Below are 18,695 nucleotides of genomic sequence, written 5' to 3'. Positions count from 1 at the left end.
CAGGAAGTAATGGATTGCAACACAGGCCCCATCGCCGTCCGGCCGACGTAGCCTCGGTCCATGGCTGAACTCTCGCTCCCCGTCCTCGACCTCTCCCAGCTCGACGAAGGCCCCGACGCCGCCGCACGATTCCGTGAAGAACTCAGGGCCGCGACACACGATGTCGGTTTCTTCTATCTCACCGGCACCGGCATCTCCCCGGAGCTGGAGGCCCGGCTCCATCAGGCGGCGCTCGACTTCTTCGCCCTGCCCGAAGAGGACAAGCTCGCGATCGAGAACGTGAACAGTCCGCACTTCCGCGGGTACACGCGAGTGGGTGGCGAGCGGACGCAGGGGAAGGTCGACTGGCGCGAGCAGATCGACATCGGCCCCGAGCGCGAACCCGTCGACGACGGTCCCGCCTTCAACCGGCTCACCGGCCCCAACCTCTGGCCCGCAGCGCAGCCGGAGCTGAAGGAGATCGTCACGGAGTGGCACGACACCCTGACCGAGATCGCGCGCAAGCTTCTGCGCGCCTGGGCCGTCACTCTCGGCGCAGACGAGACCTACTTCGACGAGCCGTTCCGCGATCCGTCGACCCTGATCAAGATCGTGCGATACCCGGGCACGGACGAGCCGGAACCGCAGCAGGGCGTCGGAGCGCACAAGGATTCCGGCGTGCTGACGCTGCTGTGGGTCGAGCCCGGCAAGGGCGGGCTCCAGGTCGAGCGTGACGGCGAGTGGGTCTCGGCTCCCCCGGTGCCCGGCGCCTTCGTCGTCAACATCGGTGAGCTGTTGGAGTACGCCACCGGCGGATACCTCAAGGCCACGAACCACCGTGTGATCTCACCGCGGGCACCGGAGGAGCGCATCTCGATCCCGTTCTTCTTCAACCCCGCTCTCGACCAACAGCTGCCGCTGCTCGAGCTCCCCGCTGACCTCGCAGCTCACGCGACCGGAGTCACCGAGGACCCCGGCAATCCGATCCATGCGACCTATGGCGAGAACGCGCTCAAGTCTCGCCTTCGTGCGCACCCTGATGTCGCGGCGATCCATCACCCCGACCTCGTCAGCGCGACCGCCTGACAGATCTCACAGTTCCGGACCGCCGCTGAGGGCGACGATCTCACGCAGTGCCTGAAGGTGCGCGGCGAAGGCATCACGCCCCGTCTTCGTCGGACGCACCCAGGTGCGCGATCGGCCCCCGACCGTGCCCTTGCGCGCGACCACGTACCCGGCGGCCTGCAGGTGCGCGATCGCCTTGCTCAGAGGTGAGTCGCCGCACTGCAGCATCTCCCGCAGGGCTGAGAAGTCGAGCTCCATCCCGTCGCCCAATCCGGCCATGAGGGAGAACCGGATCGGCGAGGCGAAGTTGTCGTCCAGCCGCGTGCGGGGGTGTGGGACGGAGGCGGGCTCACGCACGTTCGCCGTGCCCGGCAACGAAGGAGACGGCCACGAAGGACGCGATCACGCCAGCGCCGGCACACACGCCGGCGAGTCCCGCGTTGCCGAGCGATCCCGATCCCAGGACGATTCCCACGGGTATGCAGGCGGCGACGAAGAAGACAGCGATGTGCGGCCAGCGCCAGGACGCGCCGACTGCGGGGAGCCCGAGGTCTGATGCGGAGGCCGCGATCCACGCCACGAGGCACAGCATCACGAGCAGGGTGACGACGCTCCTCAGCACGTCGTCCGGCGATCCCGCGAGCATCGTCAGCACGGCGAACGCGACGCCGACGAGGACGGTGCCCCAACGAAGCCGCCGCGGCAGCGGACGGGGAACCGGACGCGGACGACGCGGGTCACCCGCAGCCCGTCTGAGCTGCACGACGCCATGCCCTCCCACTCCGACGAGCACCAAGGCTGCCGGGATGAGCACCACCCCGACCGGAAGTCGCGTATCCAGAGCAGCGAACCCGAACACCACGAACGCACCGATGACGATCGCTGCGCCGCCGACCAGCAGCGGCCACCGCGAACGCGTCATCCGCCACTGCATGCCCGTGCGCTGCGCCATCCCGGTGGACAGCTGCCCCCAGACCAGGAGAGTGAACAGCACGATCTGCGACGCCAGCACGTCGTCCTGCCGGAGGACGAGCGCGAAGGCGACGAAGTACGCCGCCATGACCACGGCGTTGCCGATCTGCAGTCGGGCGAGAGCGCGTCGGTCGACGGCACGGTCACGGCGGTCCACCACCGTCTCCACCGTCTCGAGATAGCGCCGGGCGGTCTCCGGGTCCGGGGGCACCAGAGCGTCCTGACCTTCGATCGGCTTCCGCTCCATGACGACCTCCCTCACTTTCCTGGTGGAAAGCTCTACGACTTTCCTATCGGAAAGTCGGGCAGGCGGCAACCGGCATCGCTACACACTCGGGTACGACGAAGGCCGCCCCACACCGTGGGACGGCCTTCTCAAGAATGTTCTGCGCGATTGAACGCAGGGTCGCGGTGCCTTAGCGGCGGAGTCCGAGACGCTCGATCAGCGAGCGGTAGCGCGCGATGTCGATGTCCTGGAGGTAGCCGAGCAGACGACGGCGCTGACCCACGAGCAGGAACAGACCACGACGCGAGTGGTGGTCGTGCTTGTGCTCCTTCAGGTGCTCGGTGAGGTCCTTGATGCGCTGCGTCAGCATCGCGACCTGCACCTCGGGGGATCCGGTGTCACCGGGGTGCGTCGCGTACTCTTCGATGATCGCCTTCTTGACGTCTGCTTCCAGTGCCATAGATTCGATCCCCTTTCAGCTTGTTGCGCGGCGCCCGACGCCTGATGCGTGGGCTCTCTTTATCCGCGGCCGATCAAACGGCAACCTGACGAGTCTACCAGTCGTCGGCTCGCTCGGGTGACACCGACGGCGAAGGGACGTCCGCGGTGGTCAACTAGTCTCGAACCGTGCAGAAGCAGTCCGAAGCGTGACCCCCAGACGCGGTCATCTGATCGACCTCTCCCCGCTCGCATCCAGCCCCGCGTTCGCCCGGATGTGGATCGGTTCGACCTTGGCGGGCATCGGCGGCCAGCTCACCATCGTCACGGTCATGCTGCACGTGTTCGAGCTCACGCAGAACACCTTCGCCGTCTCCATGATCGCCGTCGCCGGACTGGTGCCCATGGTCCTCGCCGGCCTGTACGGCGGGATGCTCGCCGACGCGTTCGACAGGCGTCGGGTAGCCCTGATCGCCGCCACCGTCACCTTCGCCTCCACCGCGCTCCTGGCCGCGCTCACCTGGACGGGCACGGAGACGATCTGGTGGCTGTATGCCCTGAGCATGATCAACTCGGCCGCCAACTCCGTGGGCATGGCGACGCGCACCGCGATCGTCCCGCGCCTCATCCCGCGTGAGAAACTCGCCGCGGCATCGGCGCTCAACGGCGTCGCCTTCGGGCTCACCGTCATGGCGGGTCCGGCACTGGCCGGCCTCCTCGTAGCTCTCACCGGCTACGGATGGACCTACACGATCGACGTGGTGCTGATGCTGTCGATGTTCCTCGGGCTCTGGACGCTTCCGGCGTTGCGGCCCGAAGGAGAGATCGTCCGCCCCGGACTCGAGTCCCTTGTCGACGGCTGGCGGTTCCTCCGCAGAGCTGGCAACATCCGCATGCAGTACATCATCGACATCATCGCGATGACGTTCGGGCAGCCGCTCGTGTTGTTCCCGGCGCTCGGCACGGTTCTCCTCGGCGGCGGAGCACTGACCACAGGCATCCTGACGGCCGCGGTCGCCGTCGGAACGTTCACCTCGAGTCTCTTCTCCGGCCGCGTCGTGCAGTACCGCTGGCACGGTCGAGGGATCGCGAGGGCCGTCGAGGCGTACGGCGCATCGATCCTGCTCTTCGGCGCCGTGCTGCTCATCGGTGCACTCTCCGCCCCTGCGAGCGAGGCCATGCCGCACGTGGGCCTCATCATCGCCGCGTGCATCGCGCTGGCGCTTTCGGGCGCCTCCGACAACGTCAGCTCGATCTATCGCAACACGATGATGCAGGCCGCCGTGCCCGACGCGATGCGCGGACGCCTCCAGGGACTCTTCGTCGTCGTCGTCGCCGGCGGCCCCCGCATCGGCGCGCTGTACGCGGGAACGCTCGCGACGCTGACGAGCCTCTGGTTCCCGCCCATGCTCGGCGGCGTCCTGGTGATCGCTCTCGTGGCGACGCTCGCCCGCCGTAACCGCCGTTTCCACGACTACGACGCAGAGAACCCCGAGCCCTGACAGGCCCGGGGTTCTCGTCTCGATCCGACGCGTCAGTCCTGCTGCAGCGCGCCCTGGAGGTCGAGGCTGATGGTCACGTCCTTGCCGACGAGCACGCCGCCGGTCTCGAGCGCAGCGTTCCAGGTCAGGCCGAAGTCCTCGCGGTTGATGACCGTCTTGGCGGATGCGCCGGCCTTGTAGTTGCCCCACGGGTCGCTGCCGAAACCGCCGAAGTCGAGCTCGAAGGTCACCGGCTTCGTGATGCCGCGGATGGTGAGGTCGCCGTCCACGAACAGGTCGCCGCCCTCGGCACGAGCGCCGGTCGAGACGAACTCCATGGTCGGGAAGTTCTCGGTGTCGAAGAAGTCGGCGGAACGGAGGTGCTGGTCGCGGCCCTCGTCCTTGGTGTCGACCGACGTGACGTCGACGGATGCCTCGACCTTGGCCTCGAGGGGGTTCTCCGGAGCGATCAGGGTGGCGCTCTTGACGCCGAAGGTGCCGCGCACCTTCGAGATCATCATGTGACGGACACTGAAGGTGACCTCGCTGTGCGAGGGGTCCAGGACCCAGGTGCCGGGACGGTAGCCGGGGATGTCGATGCTGGTCATTGCTTCTCCTCTGGAGACGTCAGCCGCAGCTGCGGCAAGGGACAGGGGCCGCGTTCACCGCGACCACTGTGACAACTTACATTCAGAAGCATGTATTCCCCTGAATGAAGAAACTTTTCCCGAACAGCACGAGGCGCCCCTCTCCCGAAGGAGCGGGGCGCCTCGTGGAGCGAGCCCGGATCAGCCGACGGCGACGAGATCGATGATGAAGATCAGGGTCTTGCCGGAGAGGAAGTGGCCTCCGCCGACAGGGCCGTAGGCCAGGTGCGGCGGGATGATCAGCTCGCGGCGGCCGCCCACCTTCATGCCGGGGATGCCGTCCTGCCAGCCCTGGATGAGACCCCGCAGCGGGAACTGGATGGTCTCACCACGACCCCAGGAGGAGTCGAACTCTTCGCCGGAGTCGAACTCGACCCCCGCATAGTGCACGGTGACGGTGTCGCCGGGCTTCGCCTCGGCACCGTCACCCTCGATGATGTCGCGGATGACGAGGTCCGCGGGCGCAGGGCCGGTGGGGGCGTCGAACTCAGGCTTTGTGCGATCAGTCATACGTCCATCAAACCCGAGCGCGATGGACCGGGTCAACGCACCGGCACCTGCTCACAGCGAACACCTCGCAACTTCGTCGAGGCGCCGAGGGAAGAAGCTCTTGACACTCGCGCGGGGCCGGGTGCACCCTGTTTACAGATCAACTCAGCGCCCGGGAGACTCGCAGGCATCGCCGCAGCACCGGGCGCTGAGTCTTGCCACAGGCACGCGCTCCGCGGTCACCCGGCGTCTCCGCACAGCAGGTCTGCGATCTCCACGGGGTGGCTCAGCATCGCGCAGTGACCACCGGGGAGTTCATCCGCGGTCAGCCCGAGGCGGGTCACAGCGAGGTCGCGCAGGAACCCGGCAGGGAAGAAGCGGTCGTCCGAGAACACCACGACTCGCGTCGACACGTCGGGCCACTCCCGAAGCGGCCACGGCCGCTCCATCGCCTCCTGCGACGGGTGCGCGCGCTCGCGCCGCAACGCCTCCTCGGCAAGTGCCCGCGGGACGCCGTTGTAGAAGCTGACGAGCGGATCGTCATTGCCGGTCAGCCCGCCGTCCTGCGCGGATCGGGATGCGGAAGCGACGGTGTACCCGGAGTTGTCCCACCACTGAGTCGGGGATTCACCCGGCGTGGGGATCATACCCGCGAACAGGACGAGCTCATCGGCCGCGACCTGTTCCGCGACCAGGGGCGCGGTGAACGCCCCGAAGGAGTGCCCGACGACCGTCACCTCCCGGCGTGCACCGACGGTGTCCACGACCGCTTCGGCATAGTCCTCGAGCGTGAGGGTGTCGTCGTCTGCGGGCAGGTCGGGGGTGAACACCTCGTGACCGCGCCTGCGTAACTCGGCTGCGACGAGATGCCACGACCAGCCGACGTCGCCACCGCCGTGGATCACGACGAACGTCCTCATCCGCCACCGCCCTTCCTTGCGAGAAGAGTACGCCGGCCGCGGCCACGTCAGTAGGCCAGGAGCGCCGCTCTCGTGGCCCTGGTACGGATCAGCAGCGCGCGCTCGTCGTTCACAGCCATGGGATCGCGTCCCGTGATCGCACGCTGCCGGACGGAGGCGAGCTCGGTCGCATCCTTGATGAACGCCCGCATCAGCGGACGTCGGTCGCCGCGCAGCTGGGATGCCCACGCGAGACCCACCTTGCGTCCGGCTGGCGTGGCCAGCATCGTGACTTCCTCCGGCGTGAACCACCCCGCTGCGGCATAGTCCTCCAGGCGTGCTCTCGTGAGTCGCGCCTCCTCCCGTCGCAGCGCGACGATACCCAGGATGAAGCCGATGAACAGCGGCACCTGAAGCGTGAAGTAGAGCCCGAAGAAGTCCGCGAAGGTGGCTGATCCGTTCCAGAGCGCGTGCAGCAGGATCGCTCCGACCAGACCCAGTGCTCCGGCTCCGGCCGCAGCCCGCGCCGAGCCGTGGCGACGAGCGACCATGCCGATCGCGAAACCGGTGATCGCAGTGAACATGGCGTGAGCGAAGGGCGAGAGGAGTCCGCGCACGACGAAGGTCACGGTCAACTGCTCTCCCCCGCCCTCGATCAAGCTCACCCCGAAGTACTGGATGTTCTCGGTGAAGGCGAAGCCCGCGCCGACCAGGGCTCCGTAGACGATGCCGTCGACGGGACCGTCGAACGCACGACGGGCGAGCAGGAAGATGAGGAAGACGCCGAGGCCCTTCCAGAGCTCCTCCACGACGGGTGCCTGTACGACCGCACCGAACTCCTCCGACCGGATGCCGAGCAGGAGCGTGAGCGCCGTGTCGACCAGCAGGGTGAGCCCGACCGCGGCCACAGCGCCCCAGGCGATGGCGAACGCGACGAGCCGTTTGGGCTCGGGCTCCCATCGGTCGATCAGTCGGACTCCGAGGAACACGATCGTCAGCGGGATGAGCGCGAGGACCAGACCGACCACGGAGGCGAACGATCCGAGCGCCCACACGAAGTAGCCCACGAGCGCGATCAGCAGGAAGCCCAGTACGCCGAAGAGCCAGAGCGATATCGTGCGGCCCTTTCTCGTCGGCACAGGCAGAGCGGGAAGCGACTCGGCAGGCGATGGGGCGACCGGAGCCGGCGGGGTGTACGGAGTCGGCTGCGCAAGAGGAGAGGCATAGCCGGTGACAGACGTTCTCGCGGCGGCCTGCGGCGTCGAGCCCACGGGGTACGCGGGCGAGTACGGAGGGGGCGCTGTCGGCCCGGGCGTCGGCTGCGAAGCGGGCGGAGGAGCATACGGCGAGGGCCGCTGCGGCTGGGACGGTCCTCCGGAACTCATAGGCAAAGCTTATGGGCACAACGTCGATGGTCCGGATATGGCGACGCCCTCCACCCGGCGACCTGCACCCACCCGGTAGCGTAGGAGCATGCGGTTCGCTCACCTGCGCCGTCCTGACTCCCCCCACGCGGCTCTCGCCGTGGTCGAGGGATCGGACGCCATTCTCGTCTCTGACCTCCTGACAGACCCTCCTGCCACCCTGCAGCAGCTGATCGAGGGAGGGGAAGCGGCTCTCGATGCTCTGCGCGGGGCCCTGGAGAACGGGTCAGCCCCGCGGCACCTGCTCGACGGGTGGGCATTCGACTCCGCGGTGCTCACTCCCCCCGCAGTGCTGGCCGTCGGCCTCAACTACGCCGCCCACTCGAGCGAGCTGGGGTTGAAGACGGACGCCGCACCGACGGTCTTCACCCTGTGGCCGAACTCGCTCACCGGTCACGACCAGACCACGTCGTGGCCGCGCGCTCTGAGCGAAGCCGTCGACTACGAAGCCGAGCTCGGCGTGCTCATCGGCACCCCCGCCAAGGACGTCGCCGAGGCCGATGCCCTGACTCACGTCTGGGGTTACACCGTGGTGAACGACATCACGGCCAGGAACATCCAGTTCTCCGAGGCGCAGTGGTCCCGCTGCAAGTCGTTCGACGGATTCACCCCGACCGGGCCCTTCGCCGTGACCGCCGATGAGGTGGCAGACCCGCAGGACCTCCACATCTGGACCGTCGTGGACGGCCACACCGTGCAGGACGCGAGCACCGACCAGATGGTCCGGTCGGTGGCGAAGCTCATCGCCCATCTCTCGCAGTCGCTCACGCTGCTCCCCGGCACCCTGATCTCGACCGGAAGCCCCGGCGGTGCCGGATACTCACGCGACCCGCAGATCTTCCTCCGCGACCACTCCACCGTGACCGTCGGCATCGACGGCATCGGCGAGTTGACCACGCACTGCCGGATCACCGACTGATCACGAACCATACGAAGAGGGGGACGGATGCGGCGCATCCGTCCCCCTCTTCGTATCGGTAGGGTCAGATCTCGATCAGGTCTTCCGACGCCACCACCGGGATCGCGGCCGTGATGGTCTCGAGGCCGGAGAGACGTGCCGGCGACAGCTGCTTGACGACCTCTTCGCGCGACATCAGACCGGCTTCGACCACGAGGTCGGCAACGCTGCGGTTGGTCAGCAGTGCCGTCTTCGCCAGAGCGGCCGCAGCCGCGTAGCCGATGAACGGCGTCAGCGCGGTGATGACGCCCACGGATGCACCCACCATGGCGCCGAGTCGGTCGCGGTTGGCGGTGATGCCGTCGACGCAGTTCACACGCAGGGTCCACATCGCCTGACGCATCCAGGTGATCGACTGGAAGATCGAGTGCGCGATCACCGGCTCGAAGGCGTTCAGCTGCAGCTGCCCCGCTTCTGCCGCCATCGTCACGGTCATGTCGGCACCGGCGACCGCGAACGCCACCTGGTTCACGACCTCGGGGATGACCGGGTTGACCTTGCCCGGCATGATGCTCGATCCCGCCTGCATGGCGGGGAGGTTGATCTCGCCGAGACCCGCCTGCGGGCCGGACGAGAGCAGACGGAGGTCGTTGCAGATCTTCGAGAGCTTCATCGCGTTGCGCTTGAGCGTCGAGGAGAACGACATGAACGATCCGGTGTCGCTGGTGGCCTCGACGAGGTCGCCGGCCGTGCGCAGGTCGAGACCGGTGATCTCACGCAGGTGCTTGAGCACGGCAGGAGCGTAGCCGGGGTGGGTCGTGATGCCGGTGCCGATCGCGGTAGCGCCCATGTTGATCTCGAACATCAGCGAGGCGTTCTCGGTGAGTCGCGTGTGGTCGTACCCGAGGGTCGTGGCGAAACCGTTGAACTCCTGCCCCAGCGTCATGGGCACGGCGTCCTGGAGCTGGGTGCGACCGACCTTCAGCACATCGTGGAACTCGCGCGACTTGCCCAGGAAGGACAGCCGCAGCAGGTCGAGCTCCTCGAGCAGCGAGCGCAGGGTCAGCGAGAGACCGATCTTCACCGCGGTCGGGTACACGTCGTTCGTCGACTGGCTGCGGTTCGTGTGGTCGATCGGCGAGAGGAAGGCGTAGTCGCCCTTCTCATGTCCGGCCATCTCGAGCGCGATGTTGGTGATGACCTCGTTCGCGTTCATGTTCGTCGAGGTTCCGGCACCGCCCTGGATGACGCCGACCGTGAACTGCTCATGGAACTCGCCGTCGATCACGCGCTGTGCTGCGCGGTCGATCAGATCCGCCCGCTCCGGATCGAGCACGCCGATCTCCCGGTTCGCGCGGGCGCTCGCCTGCTTGACCATCGCGAGACCGACCACGAGGTCGGGGTACACGGAGATCGGCCGCTTCGTGATCGGGAAGTTCGCGTCGGCGCGGGCGGTATGGATCCCCCAGTACGCGTCGACGGGAATCTCCATGCTCCCGAGCGAATCGGTCTCGGTACGGGTCAGGGTAGGCGCGGCAGAAGCCATGTCACATCCTCGTGGGTCGTGGCGGGTGAGAAGGGTGGGGGATGCCCCTCAGTCTACGCCGCTCAGCGTCCGGGTTTGCGGGAGAAGGCCTCGAGTCGCCCTTCCGGGCTGAGCCCCGCCATGCGTTCGAGCCAGTCCTCGGAGAAGTAGTCGCCGGTCTCGGCCGCGGTCACGGGGACGACGGTGTGCGTGATGGTGTCGTCATACACGTGCACGAGCTGGAACGCCTGCGCGGCGTCCATGCCGTTCACGTCGGCGGCGGGTCGCGCGACGTTCATCGTGTAGCAGGTGGCGGATGCGACGCTGACCGGAACCCCGGCGAAGGTGCCGTGGGACGAGTAGTGCAGGTGGCCGGCGAGGATTCCACGGACATCGCTTCCGCGGATGACGTCGGCGAGCTCGTCCTGATGCCGCAGCTCGAGGATGTCGAACAGCGGCAGGTGGCTCGGGAGCGGCGGGTGGTGCATGGCCAGTATCGTCCCGAGCGGGGCGGGCTCGGAGAGCACCTCGGCCAGCCACGAGAGCTGACTCTCATCGAGGTCGCCGTGATGCCAGCCCGGCACGCTCGTGTCCAGTGCGATGACCCTCAGGCCGTCGAGGTCCCAGATTCCCGTGACAGGGTCTTCCGTGGGCTCCAGACCGAGCAGCTCGGCCCGCAGCGCCGGACGTTCGTCGTGGTTGCCGGCGACCCAGACGACCGGCGTGTCCAGCTGCGCGGCCACGGGCTCGACGGCTGCGCGGAGTCGCCGGTACGCGTCGGGCTCCCCCAGGTCGGCGAGGTCGCCCGTCACGACGATCGCAGCCGGGTGCGGATGCACCGCCCTGATCGCCTCCAGCGTGCGGGCGAAGTTCGCCTCGACGTCGTAACGTCCGCCCAGCGGGATCCCCCCGGCGAGGAAATGCGGGTCGCTGACGTGGACGAGCACATGCGATGCGGGCTCGTGCCTGCCGAACACATAGGGGCTGCCTGTTCCTGCGGACATGGCCCCAGCCTATGGCCGAGCGTTCACCGAGGAGCGGGATCCGTGCAGTTCGCCGTCGATCAGTGCCCGAGGACCAGGAGCAGGATCCCGCTGACGACGGCGACACCGCACAGCGCGAAACAGGCATAGGCACCGACCAGTGCGAGGGACTTCTGCCCCTCGGTCAGCGGGCTCTTTCGGGCAGCCTTGGCGGCCTGCTTCTCGGCGCGCTTCAGCTCCTTCTCCGTGATCACCGTGATCGCGTCGGTGAACTCGGCGGGGCTCACGACAGGTGCGCGACCGCTGCGGACGAGGAGCCGGAGCCCCAGTGCGTAGAACGTGACGATGGCCGCGGCGCCGATGAGGGCGGCCGCGAACACCTGGAGGAACGCGAACCAGTCGATCGCGACGCTCATTCGGACTCTCCGTTCCGGCGGGCGTCGGAGTTCGGCGTCGTCGACGCGGTCTTCGATGCCTTGGTGGTCGCTTTGGCGTCAGCCTTCTTCTTCGCCTTCGCCGCCGCATCCTTCTTCGCCTGGGCCTTGGCCTCGGCCTTCGCCTTGTCGCGCGCCTCGGCCCGGGCCCGGGCCTCGGCCTTGGCCTGCTCGATGCGCTGCTGACGCCTCGTCGGCGGTGGCGTGTCCGGCAGCTCGATCGCACGGCCCGACTCGGCGACGTCGCTCATGGCGTTCGCCGGCGTCACGGCGTTGCGGCGCGAACGCATGAAGAGTCCGAGGATGATGGCGAGCGCGATGACCGCGTCGATCACGACACCCCAGTTGCCGAGCCAGACGACGAGCAGCGCTGCGAGCGCCCCGACGCCTCCTGCCGCAGGGAGAGTCAGCAGCCAGCCGACACCGATACGGCCGGCGGTCCGCCAGCGCACGGTGGAGCCACGACGTCCGAGACCGGAGCCGATGACCGAGCCGGAGGCGACCTGCGTCGTGGAGAGGGCGAAGCCGAGGGCGCTGGAGGCGAGGATGGTGGCTGCGGTCGAGCTCTCCGCAGCGAAGCCCTGCGCCGGCTTGACGTCGGTGAGCCCCTTGCCGAGGGTGCGGATGATGCGCCAGCCGCCGAGGTAGGTGCCGAGAGCGATCGTGAACGCACAGGCGATGATGACCCACAGCTCGGGCTCGTGGTGCGCTCCCGACTGCCATCCGATGGTGATCATCGCCAGCGTGATCACGCCCATCGTCTTCTGCGCGTCGTTCGTGCCGTGCGCGAGCGCGACCAGGGATGAAGTGAAGATCTGCCCCCACCGGAAGCCATCGCGCCCATCGGGCTTCCCGTCGTAGCGACGGGTGATCGAGTAGGCGATCTTGGTGGCAGCGAAGGCGATGAGACCAGCGGTGACAGGAGCGATCAGAGCCGGGAGCACGATCTTCGAGAGCACCATGCCGAAGTCGATGCCGCTGATCCCCGCGCCGACCATGGTCGCGCCGATCAGTCCGCCGAAGAGGGCGTGGGACGAGCTCGACGGCAGCCCCAGCAGCCAGGTCAGCATGTTCCAGGTGATGGCGCCGATCAGCCCGGCGAAGATCAGCGACAGGAACAGATCGGTTCCCGCGTCGATAATCGCGTCTTCACGGATGATGCCGCCGGAGATCGTCTTGGAGACCTCCGTCGACAGGAACGCGCCGACCAGGTTGAGGACCGCGGCGAGGAGAACGGCGGTCTTGGGCTTCAGCGCACCTGTGGCGATCGGCGTCGCCATGGCGTTCGCCGTGTCGTGAAAGCCGTTGGTGAAGTCGAAGAAGAGTGCCAGCGCGATGACAAGCACGACGATGAGGGCTGCGGTTTCCACCGTTCGCTTTCGGTCGTTGAGGAAGAAGGAGATGTCGACGTGATCGACGTGACGAACGAAGAGTTCACCGTGGGTTTGACTTCCGTTAACCGGCCCCGGTAAATCCTCCCACCCTCCCCCGTGCCGGTCAACTCGACCTGGGATAGCGTGAGACGGTGACTGATGCCCCTGCCACCGACCGCCGTTCGACGCTCCGCACCCACCACGGCGACACCTTCGACGATCCCTACGAATGGCTCCGCGCCAAGGATTCCGCGGAGGTCATCGCCCATCTGGAAGCGGAGAACGCCCATACCGATTCCGAGACCGCACATCTCGCCCCGCTCCGCGAGACGCTGTTCCAGGAGATCAAGGGAAGAGTGCAGGAGACTGACCTCTCCGTCCCCACGCGCCGTGGTGACTGGTGGTACTACAGCCGCACCGAGGAGGGTTCGCAGTACGGAATCCACTGCCGTGCGGCGGCCGAGCCCGGCGACTGGACTCCTCCGCGCCTCGAGCCGGGAGTCCCGGTGCACGGTGAGGTCGTGCTCCTCGACGGCAACCTCGAGGCCGATGGCCACGAGTTCTTCTCACTCGGAGCCTTCGACACGTCGGACGACGCGACGAAGCTGCTGTGGTCGACGGACTTCGAAGGCGACGAGCTCTACACGGTGCATGTCCGCGACCTCGCCACCGGCACCACGCTCGACGATGAGATCCCGAACACGGGCGGCGCCTTCTTCACCCCGGACGGCACCGGCGTGCTCTACACGACCCGTGACGAGGCCTGGCGCCCCGACACCCTGTGGCTGCACAGACTCGGGACCCCGGTATCCGAAGATGTGAAGCTCTTCCACGAACCCGACGAGAAGTTCTGGCTCGGCGCCGGGATCACCCGCAGCCGTCGGTACCTGGTGATCGCAGTGGGATCGAGCATCACGAGCGAGGAGTATCTGGTCGATCTGAGCGGCGACCTCACCGCTGAACCGCGTCTCGTCTGGCCCCGTCGAGAAGGGGTCGAGTACTCGATCGAGCACGCGGTCGTGGACGGCGATGACCGGTTGCTCGTGCTCCACAACGACGGGGCTCTCGACTTCGAACTCGTCTCGGTCTCGGCCTCCGATCCGCAGGGGCAACGACGTGTCGTGCTCGCCCACGAGCAGGGACGGCGACTGCTCGGGGTCGAGGCCTTCCGCGACTTCGCGACCGTGGAGTACCGCCGTGAAGGTCTGGAGCGCGTGGGCCTGCTCGACTACGTCACCGACGCTGTCGAGGAACTCGCCTTCGACGAGCCGCTCTACTCGGCAGGCGTGAGTGGAAACCCGGAATGGCACTCGCCGTTCCTCCGCCTCGGGTACACGTCGTTCGTGACGCCGGGAACCGTGTACGACCTCGAACTCGCCACCCGTGAGCTGGTGCTGCGCAAGCAGGTACCCGTGCTGGGTGGCTACGACCCGACGGACTACGGCCAGCGACGCGAATGGGCCACCGCCGCCGACGGAGTGCGCGTGCCGATCTCACTCGTCTGGAAGCGCTCGTTCGGGGAGCCGGGAGCGGAACCGCGCCCTGTGCACCTCTACGGCTACGGATCGTATGAGCACTCGATCGATCCCGGATTCTCGGTCGCGCGCCTCTCCGAACTCGACCGCGGTGTGGTCTTCGCGGTCGCCCATGTGCGCGGAGGCGGCGAGATGGGCAGGCAGTGGTACGAGGACGGGAAGCTCCTCCACAAGCGCAACACCTTCACCGATTTCGTCTCCTGCGGCGAGCATCTGGTCGAGACGGGTGTGACCACTCCGAGCCGGATGGTGGCAGAGGGGGGAAGCGCCGGCGGCCTGCTCATGGGCGCCGTGACGAATCTCGCGCCCGAGCTGTTCGCAGGGATCCTCGCCGGTGTGCCTTTCGTGGACGCCCTGACGACGATCCTCGATCCGTCGCTGCCACTGACCGTGATCGAGTGGGACGAGTGGGGCGACCCGCTTCACGACCCGGATGTCTACGCCTACATGAAGTCGTACAGTCCGTACGAGAACGTCCGCGACGGTGTCCGGTATCCACGGATCCTCGCGGTCACCTCGCTGAACGACACCCGGGTGCTCTACGTGGAGCCGGCGAAGTGGGTGGCCCGTCTGCGTGAGGCCGGTGCCGCCGACGTGCTGCTCAAGTGCGAGATGGTCGCAGGGCACGGCGGCGTGAGCGGACGCTACAACTCCTGGAAGGAGCGGGCGTTCGAGCTCGCCTGGCTCCTCGATACTCTCGGCCTCGCCGAGGACTGACGCCGGAGCGTGGTCGCGTTCCCGCCTGTGCGAGCGCGAGGACAGGCGATCACGCCGGAACAGGCTGCTTTCGACTGAAGCGGCCTGTTCTGGCGGGATACCCTGTCGCCTCGTCGACGCCGAGGACGCGAGGCGAGGATGATCCGCGAGGTGGCCTGAACCGACGCGCGCCGCAGACGAGAGCCCGGGCTCAACCGAAGAGTGCAGCCGCCTCGTCATAGCGGTAGCGGGGAACCGTGTTCAGCTCACCGAGCGCGTCGGCGAACGGCACACGCACGATGTCGGTGCCCTGCATCGCGACCATCTGACCCCATGCACCATCGACGATCGCGTCAGCCGCATGCAGTCCGAGCCGCGTCGCGAGCACGCGGTCGAATGCGGAGGGCGATCCACCACGCTGGATGTGTCCGAGGATCGTCGCACGCGTCTCGATCCCGGTGATGCGCTCGATCTCAGGGGCAAGCTGATCTCCGATGCCGCCGAGGCGCGGGCGATTGAAGGCGTCGAGACCCTTGTCGCTGTATGCCTCGTCCATCCCGAGCAGCTTGAAGCCCTCCGAGACGACGACCAGCGGTGCACGCCCGCGATCATGTGCACTGGTCACGAGCTCCGTGATGTCATCGATGGACATCGGCACCTCGGGGATGCAGATCACGTGAGCACCCGCGGCCATCCCCGCATGCAGCGCGATCCAGCCGACGTGCCGCCCCATGACCTCGGCGACCATGCAGCGCTGGTGCGAATCGCCGGTCGTGCGCAAGCGGTCCATGGCGTCCGTGGCGATGTTCACCGCGGTGTCGAAGCCGAACGAGTAGTCCGTCGCCTGCAGGTCGTTGTCGATCGTCTTGGGGACGCCGATGACCTTGATCCCGTCCTTCGCGAGCCGGTCGGCCGCGGCGAGTGTCCCTTCGCCGCCGATCGCGATGATGCCGTCGATCTTGTGCCCGTAGAGAGTCTTGGCGATGTTCTCGGCTCCGCCGCGCTCGCCCTCGTAAGGGTTGGTGCGGCTGGTGCCGAGGATGGTGCCGCCGACCTTCGACAAGCCCTTCACCTCGTGTCGGGTCAACGGCATGAAGTCGCCGTCGACCAGGCCACGCCATCCATCACGGATGCCGACGAACTCCAGGTCGTACGTGGTGGTGCCCTTGAGCACGATGCCGCGGATGACCGCGTTGAGGCCGGGGCAGTCGCCGCCGCTCGTCAGGATGCCGATCTTCATGCTGGTGCCTTCAGACGTTCGGGAGATGGGGGAAAGGCGACGCTGCCTTCGATCGACCCTAGCGCCCCGGCACGTCCGGGCGCCATTCGGGCGCGACGAAAAACGTCGATCTTGACGGCTTGATTCACCGAAACCGATGAACTTCCCGATCACCGGAGATCTGACCCTCCGAAGCGCGTTAAGAACAGTTGTTCTTGACGCTCAGATCTCGCCGAGCGCCTGACGCAGCAGATGCATGAGCGCCGCCAGCTGCACCGGTTCGGCCGCCGACTCGTCGACCGCTTCCCCGTCGAGCGCGCGAGCCGCGAGCCCCTGCTTCTGATCGATCAACTCCGCGATCTTGGTGTCGATCGTGTGCGCGGCGATGATCCGCCATGCGGTGACGGGCTCATCCTGGCCGATCCGATGCACGCGGTCGATCGCCTGCGTCTGCTCGGCCGCCGTCCAGGACAGCTCCGCGAGGACCACGTTCGACGCGGCCTGCAGGTTGAGTCCGACTCCTGCCGCTGTGAGCGAGCAGACGGCGATGCCGACCTCGGCGTCGCTGTTGAAGTCGTCGATCGCCTGCTGCCGGACCGCGGTGGTCTGGTCTCCACGGATCGACACCGAGCGGATGCCCGCGGCGGCGAAGTGCGCCTCCGCCTGGTCCATGACGTCGATGTGCTTCGCGAAGAACACGACCTTGCCCACCGAGCGCTGGAGCTGCGCTGCGTAGTCCGCTGCAAGCGGAGCCTTCGCCTGACCGATGCGGCGCACCATGGTGAAGACGTTGTCTCCGCCGGTGCCGGCGGCCTTCGACTCCTCGAGCTCGTTCTGAGCGACCAGCCGCACGATGTCGTCGTCGATCTCGCCAGGCGCGAGGCCGCGATCTCCCCGCGCTTCGATGATGCGACGGTAGCGAGCGGCGAGCCGCTCCCCCAGCTCGCGTTCGGCCTGGCGGATGCTGCGTCCGAACTCGTCGTCGAGCTGAACCGGCAGATCGGCGATGAGCTTGTCCGGAAGGTCCGCCGCCACGTCCTTCTTCTTGCGACGGACGATGCCCATCGAGATGACGGCGTCTCGCGCTTCCGGGTAGAAGGCCTTGTCCGCCGGCGTGAAGCCCGTCGCGTCGAGCTTCTCCATGAGCTCCGGGCCCGGCTTCTCACCGGTCGTCCACCCCAGGAAACGCCAGATCGCGTCGAAGTCCTCGACATCGTTGATCAACGGCGTGCCGGTGAGGGCGAGCATCAGAGGGTTGTGACCCGGGGTGCGCTCGCGCACCTGAGCGGCCAGCGACAGCACGTTCTGCGACCGCTGCGACGAGAGGTTCTTGATGAAGTGGGCCTCGTCGACGACCATGCCCCGCAGGCCGATCGACGCGAGCCACGACATGTGCCGATCCAGGATCTCGTAGTTCACGATGAAGACGTCGGCGAAGGCGTCGATGTCGTCGCCGTCCCCCTGGATGACCGTCGCACGACGTTGCGGCGTCCAACGCTCGACCTCGCGTGCCCAGTTCATCTTCACGACGTTGGGTACCACGACCAGGAGCGGGTATGCGCCGGCGACAGAGGCCGCGAGCACGGACTGCGCGGTCTTGCCGAGACCCGGCTCGTCCGCGAGCAGGAAGCTGCGGTGGCCGGCCTTCACGGCTTCGAGGAACCGTGACTGGTGCACCATGACCTCGAGGCCCTTGGGCGAGATGTGGTCGAACTCGGGTGCAGGCGGCAGATCCATCGACGCCGCAGCGCCGCCGGCCCCCGTCTCGAATGCCTTGTAGAGCGGCCCCATGAGCTCCCAGCCGTCCAGACGACGGCGCGGGGTGGCGGTCGGACGCGGCGTGAGGTCGGGAGCCAGGAACGGGTTGGCCAGCTGTCGCGCCTCGACCGAGGGCGGGGTCACCTGTCGCTCGGCGATCGCGGCGGGAACCACCGAGATCTGCACCGGGGCAGCGTCGGCGATGATGAGCTCTTCCGGCGCCAGCTCGGCACCGGATTCGAGCAGCCAGTCCCGACGCATGCGCTTCGCCACCGGCGACGTCGCCTGGTCAGCCTCGAGCAGCTGGATGAGCGACGTATCGCGGGCCGCCGTCTTGGCGAGGATCGTCGCGACTCCGTCGAGCCGCTTGAGCAGCTCCGCGCGTGCGGGATCGGTGATCTCGCCGTCGGCCTTCACCCGCGCGCGCTCTTCTCGCACCAGGAAGGCGATCACCTGGAACTTCACCCTGTTCGTGGGTCCGAGCTTGCCGCGCTGCGACTTCGCCTCGATCTCGCGCACCTTGCGCGCGAGGATCGGGATGAGGGGTGCCTCGTCGTCGCGACGGGACGTCTTCTTGCGCCGCGTGGCGGCGGTTGCCGTGGTCGGCATGCTCCTCCTGAGCGTGAAGGCTCCGGCTTCCCCAGGAAGCCATGG

At 67.5% G+C, this 18,695-nt stretch carries 17 protein-coding genes; 4 read left to right on the top strand and 13 right to left on the bottom strand.

Annotated elements, in window-relative coordinates:
• Nucleotides 1-60: 60 nt before the first annotated feature.
• Entirely contained in the window at nucleotides 61-1,065 is a 1,005-nt protein-coding gene (locus tag AB4070_RS00450; RefSeq protein ID WP_441978448.1) for an isopenicillin N synthase family dioxygenase, read from the top strand.
• A 6-nt stretch (nucleotides 1,066-1,071) separates the two neighbouring features.
• On the opposite strand, the gene AB4070_RS00445 is transcribed toward AB4070_RS00450, so the two are convergent.
• The 3 genes from AB4070_RS00445 to rpsO form a co-directional block, all read right to left on the bottom strand.
• Entirely contained in the window at nucleotides 1,072-1,401 is a 330-nt protein-coding gene (locus tag AB4070_RS00445; protein WP_040568602.1) for a transcriptional regulator, read from the bottom strand.
• Entirely contained in the window at nucleotides 1,394-2,263 is an 870-nt protein-coding gene (locus AB4070_RS00440; protein WP_441978447.1) for a hypothetical protein, read from the bottom strand. Before AB4070_RS00440 ends, AB4070_RS00445 begins: the two co-directional genes overlap by 8 nt.
• A gap of 169 nt (nucleotides 2,264-2,432) precedes the next feature.
• A complete protein-coding gene (gene rpsO, locus AB4070_RS00435; protein WP_017830938.1) occupies nucleotides 2,433-2,702 on the bottom strand; it encodes a 30S ribosomal protein S15 in 270 nt (89 codons plus the stop codon).
• A 187-nt stretch (nucleotides 2,703-2,889) separates the two neighbouring features.
• Here rpsO and AB4070_RS00430 point away from each other — a divergent pair, with 187 nt between their 5' ends.
• Nucleotides 2,890-4,182 (top strand): MFS transporter, encoded by a 1,293-nt coding sequence (locus tag AB4070_RS00430; RefSeq protein WP_441978446.1) that lies wholly within the window; start codon nucleotides 2,890-2,892, stop codon nucleotides 4,180-4,182.
• 32 nt (nucleotides 4,183-4,214) lie between these two features.
• Here AB4070_RS00430 and AB4070_RS00425 read toward each other — a convergent pair whose 3' ends face one another.
• From AB4070_RS00425 to AB4070_RS00410, 4 genes are all read right to left on the bottom strand, one after another.
• Nucleotides 4,215-4,769: a YceI family protein gene (locus AB4070_RS00425; protein ID WP_045265072.1), complete on the bottom strand. Its 555-nt coding sequence runs from the start codon at nucleotides 4,767-4,769 to the stop codon at nucleotides 4,215-4,217.
• Nucleotides 4,770-4,949: 180 nt separating this feature from the next.
• Complete coding sequence (locus AB4070_RS00420) at nucleotides 4,950-5,318, bottom strand: FKBP-type peptidyl-prolyl cis-trans isomerase (RefSeq protein WP_046748293.1); 369 nt, start codon at nucleotides 5,316-5,318, stop codon at nucleotides 4,950-4,952.
• 218 nt (nucleotides 5,319-5,536) lie between these two features.
• Complete coding sequence (locus AB4070_RS00415; RefSeq protein ID WP_441978445.1) at nucleotides 5,537-6,217, bottom strand: alpha/beta fold hydrolase; 681 nt, start codon at nucleotides 6,215-6,217, stop codon at nucleotides 5,537-5,539.
• A 47-nt stretch (nucleotides 6,218-6,264) separates the two neighbouring features.
• Entirely contained in the window at nucleotides 6,265-7,335 is a 1,071-nt protein-coding gene (locus tag AB4070_RS00410; protein WP_441978444.1) for a PrsW family intramembrane metalloprotease, read from the bottom strand.
• A gap of 334 nt (nucleotides 7,336-7,669) precedes the next feature.
• Here AB4070_RS00410 and AB4070_RS00405 point away from each other — a divergent pair, with 334 nt between their 5' ends.
• Entirely contained in the window at nucleotides 7,670-8,539 is an 870-nt protein-coding gene (locus AB4070_RS00405) for a fumarylacetoacetate hydrolase family protein (RefSeq protein ID WP_441978443.1), read from the top strand.
• A gap of 64 nt (nucleotides 8,540-8,603) precedes the next feature.
• Here the strand turns inward: AB4070_RS00405 and AB4070_RS00400 are convergent, their stop codons facing one another.
• The 4 genes from AB4070_RS00400 to AB4070_RS00385 form a co-directional block, all read right to left on the bottom strand.
• A complete protein-coding gene (locus AB4070_RS00400) occupies nucleotides 8,604-10,064 on the bottom strand; it encodes an aspartate ammonia-lyase (RefSeq protein WP_046748284.1) in 1,461 nt (486 codons plus the stop codon).
• Nucleotides 10,065-10,126: 62 nt separating this feature from the next.
• Nucleotides 10,127-11,047 (bottom strand): phosphodiesterase, encoded by a 921-nt coding sequence (locus AB4070_RS00395; RefSeq protein ID WP_441978442.1) that lies wholly within the window; start codon nucleotides 11,045-11,047, stop codon nucleotides 10,127-10,129.
• Between the two features lie 59 nt (nucleotides 11,048-11,106).
• Nucleotides 11,107-11,442 carry a peptidase gene (locus tag AB4070_RS00390; protein WP_441978441.1) on the bottom strand — a complete coding sequence of 112 codons (336 nt, stop codon included), beginning with the start codon at nucleotides 11,440-11,442 and terminating at the stop codon, nucleotides 11,107-11,109.
• Nucleotides 11,439-12,830, bottom strand: coding sequence for an anion permease (locus AB4070_RS00385; protein ID WP_441978440.1), 1,392 nt, complete (start codon nucleotides 12,828-12,830; stop codon nucleotides 11,439-11,441). Before AB4070_RS00385 ends, AB4070_RS00390 begins: the two co-directional genes overlap by 4 nt.
• Nucleotides 12,831-12,985: 155 nt before the next feature.
• Here AB4070_RS00385 and AB4070_RS00380 point away from each other — a divergent pair, with 155 nt between their 5' ends.
• Nucleotides 12,986-15,085 (top strand): S9 family peptidase, encoded by a 2,100-nt coding sequence (locus AB4070_RS00380; RefSeq protein WP_441978439.1) that lies wholly within the window; start codon nucleotides 12,986-12,988, stop codon nucleotides 15,083-15,085.
• 190 nt (nucleotides 15,086-15,275) lie between these two features.
• Here AB4070_RS00380 and AB4070_RS00375 read toward each other — a convergent pair whose 3' ends face one another.
• The gene (locus AB4070_RS00375; RefSeq protein ID WP_046748279.1) at nucleotides 15,276-16,304 is read right to left on the bottom strand and encodes a 6-phosphofructokinase; all 1,029 of its coding nucleotides are present in this window, start codon (nucleotides 16,302-16,304) and stop codon (nucleotides 15,276-15,278) included.
• 201 nt (nucleotides 16,305-16,505) lie between these two features.
• Nucleotides 16,506-18,650, bottom strand: a complete 2,145-nt coding sequence (locus AB4070_RS00370; RefSeq protein WP_441978438.1) for a DEAD/DEAH box helicase — start codon at nucleotides 18,648-18,650, stop codon at nucleotides 16,506-16,508.
• Between the last annotated feature and the right edge of the window lie 45 nt (nucleotides 18,651-18,695).

Origin of the sequence: Microbacterium sp. 2RAF4 (assembly GCF_052115285.1) — a bacterium.
GTDB classification, from domain to species: domain Bacteria; phylum Actinomycetota; class Actinomycetes; order Actinomycetales; family Microbacteriaceae; genus Microbacterium; species Microbacterium oxydans.
This window is presented reverse-complemented; position numbering and strand designations above follow the sequence as displayed.

Bases quoted from the DNA above. Each gene is read 5' to 3' on its own strand.
- AB4070_RS00450 (WP_441978448.1), top strand. From the start codon at position 61: ATGGCTGAACTCTCGCTCCCCGTCCTCGACCTCTCCCAGCTCGACGAA.
- AB4070_RS00440 (WP_441978447.1), bottom strand. From the start codon at position 2,263: ATGGAGCGGAAGCCGATCGAAGGTCAGGACGCTCTGGTGCCCCCGGAC.
- rpsO (WP_017830938.1), bottom strand. From the start codon at position 2,702: ATGGCACTGGAAGCAGACGTCAAGAAGGCGATCATCGAAGAGTACGCG.
- AB4070_RS00425 (WP_045265072.1), bottom strand. From the start codon at position 4,769: ATGACCAGCATCGACATCCCCGGCTACCGTCCCGGCACCTGGGTCCTG.
- AB4070_RS00420 (WP_046748293.1), bottom strand. From the start codon at position 5,318: ATGACTGATCGCACAAAGCCTGAGTTCGACGCCCCCACCGGCCCTGCG.
- AB4070_RS00415 (WP_441978445.1), bottom strand. From the start codon at position 6,217: ATGAGGACGTTCGTCGTGATCCACGGCGGTGGCGACGTCGGCTGGTCG.
- AB4070_RS00405 (WP_441978443.1), top strand. From the start codon at position 7,670: ATGCGGTTCGCTCACCTGCGCCGTCCTGACTCCCCCCACGCGGCTCTC.
- AB4070_RS00400 (WP_046748284.1), bottom strand. From the start codon at position 10,064: ATGGCTTCTGCCGCGCCTACCCTGACCCGTACCGAGACCGATTCGCTC.
- AB4070_RS00395 (WP_441978442.1), bottom strand. From the start codon at position 11,047: ATGTCCGCAGGAACAGGCAGCCCCTATGTGTTCGGCAGGCACGAGCCC.
- AB4070_RS00390 (WP_441978441.1), bottom strand. From the start codon at position 11,442: ATGAGCGTCGCGATCGACTGGTTCGCGTTCCTCCAGGTGTTCGCGGCC.
- AB4070_RS00375 (WP_046748279.1), bottom strand. From the start codon at position 16,304: ATGAAGATCGGCATCCTGACGAGCGGCGGCGACTGCCCCGGCCTCAAC.
- AB4070_RS00370 (WP_441978438.1), bottom strand. From the start codon at position 18,650: ATGCCGACCACGGCAACCGCCGCCACGCGGCGCAAGAAGACGTCCCGT.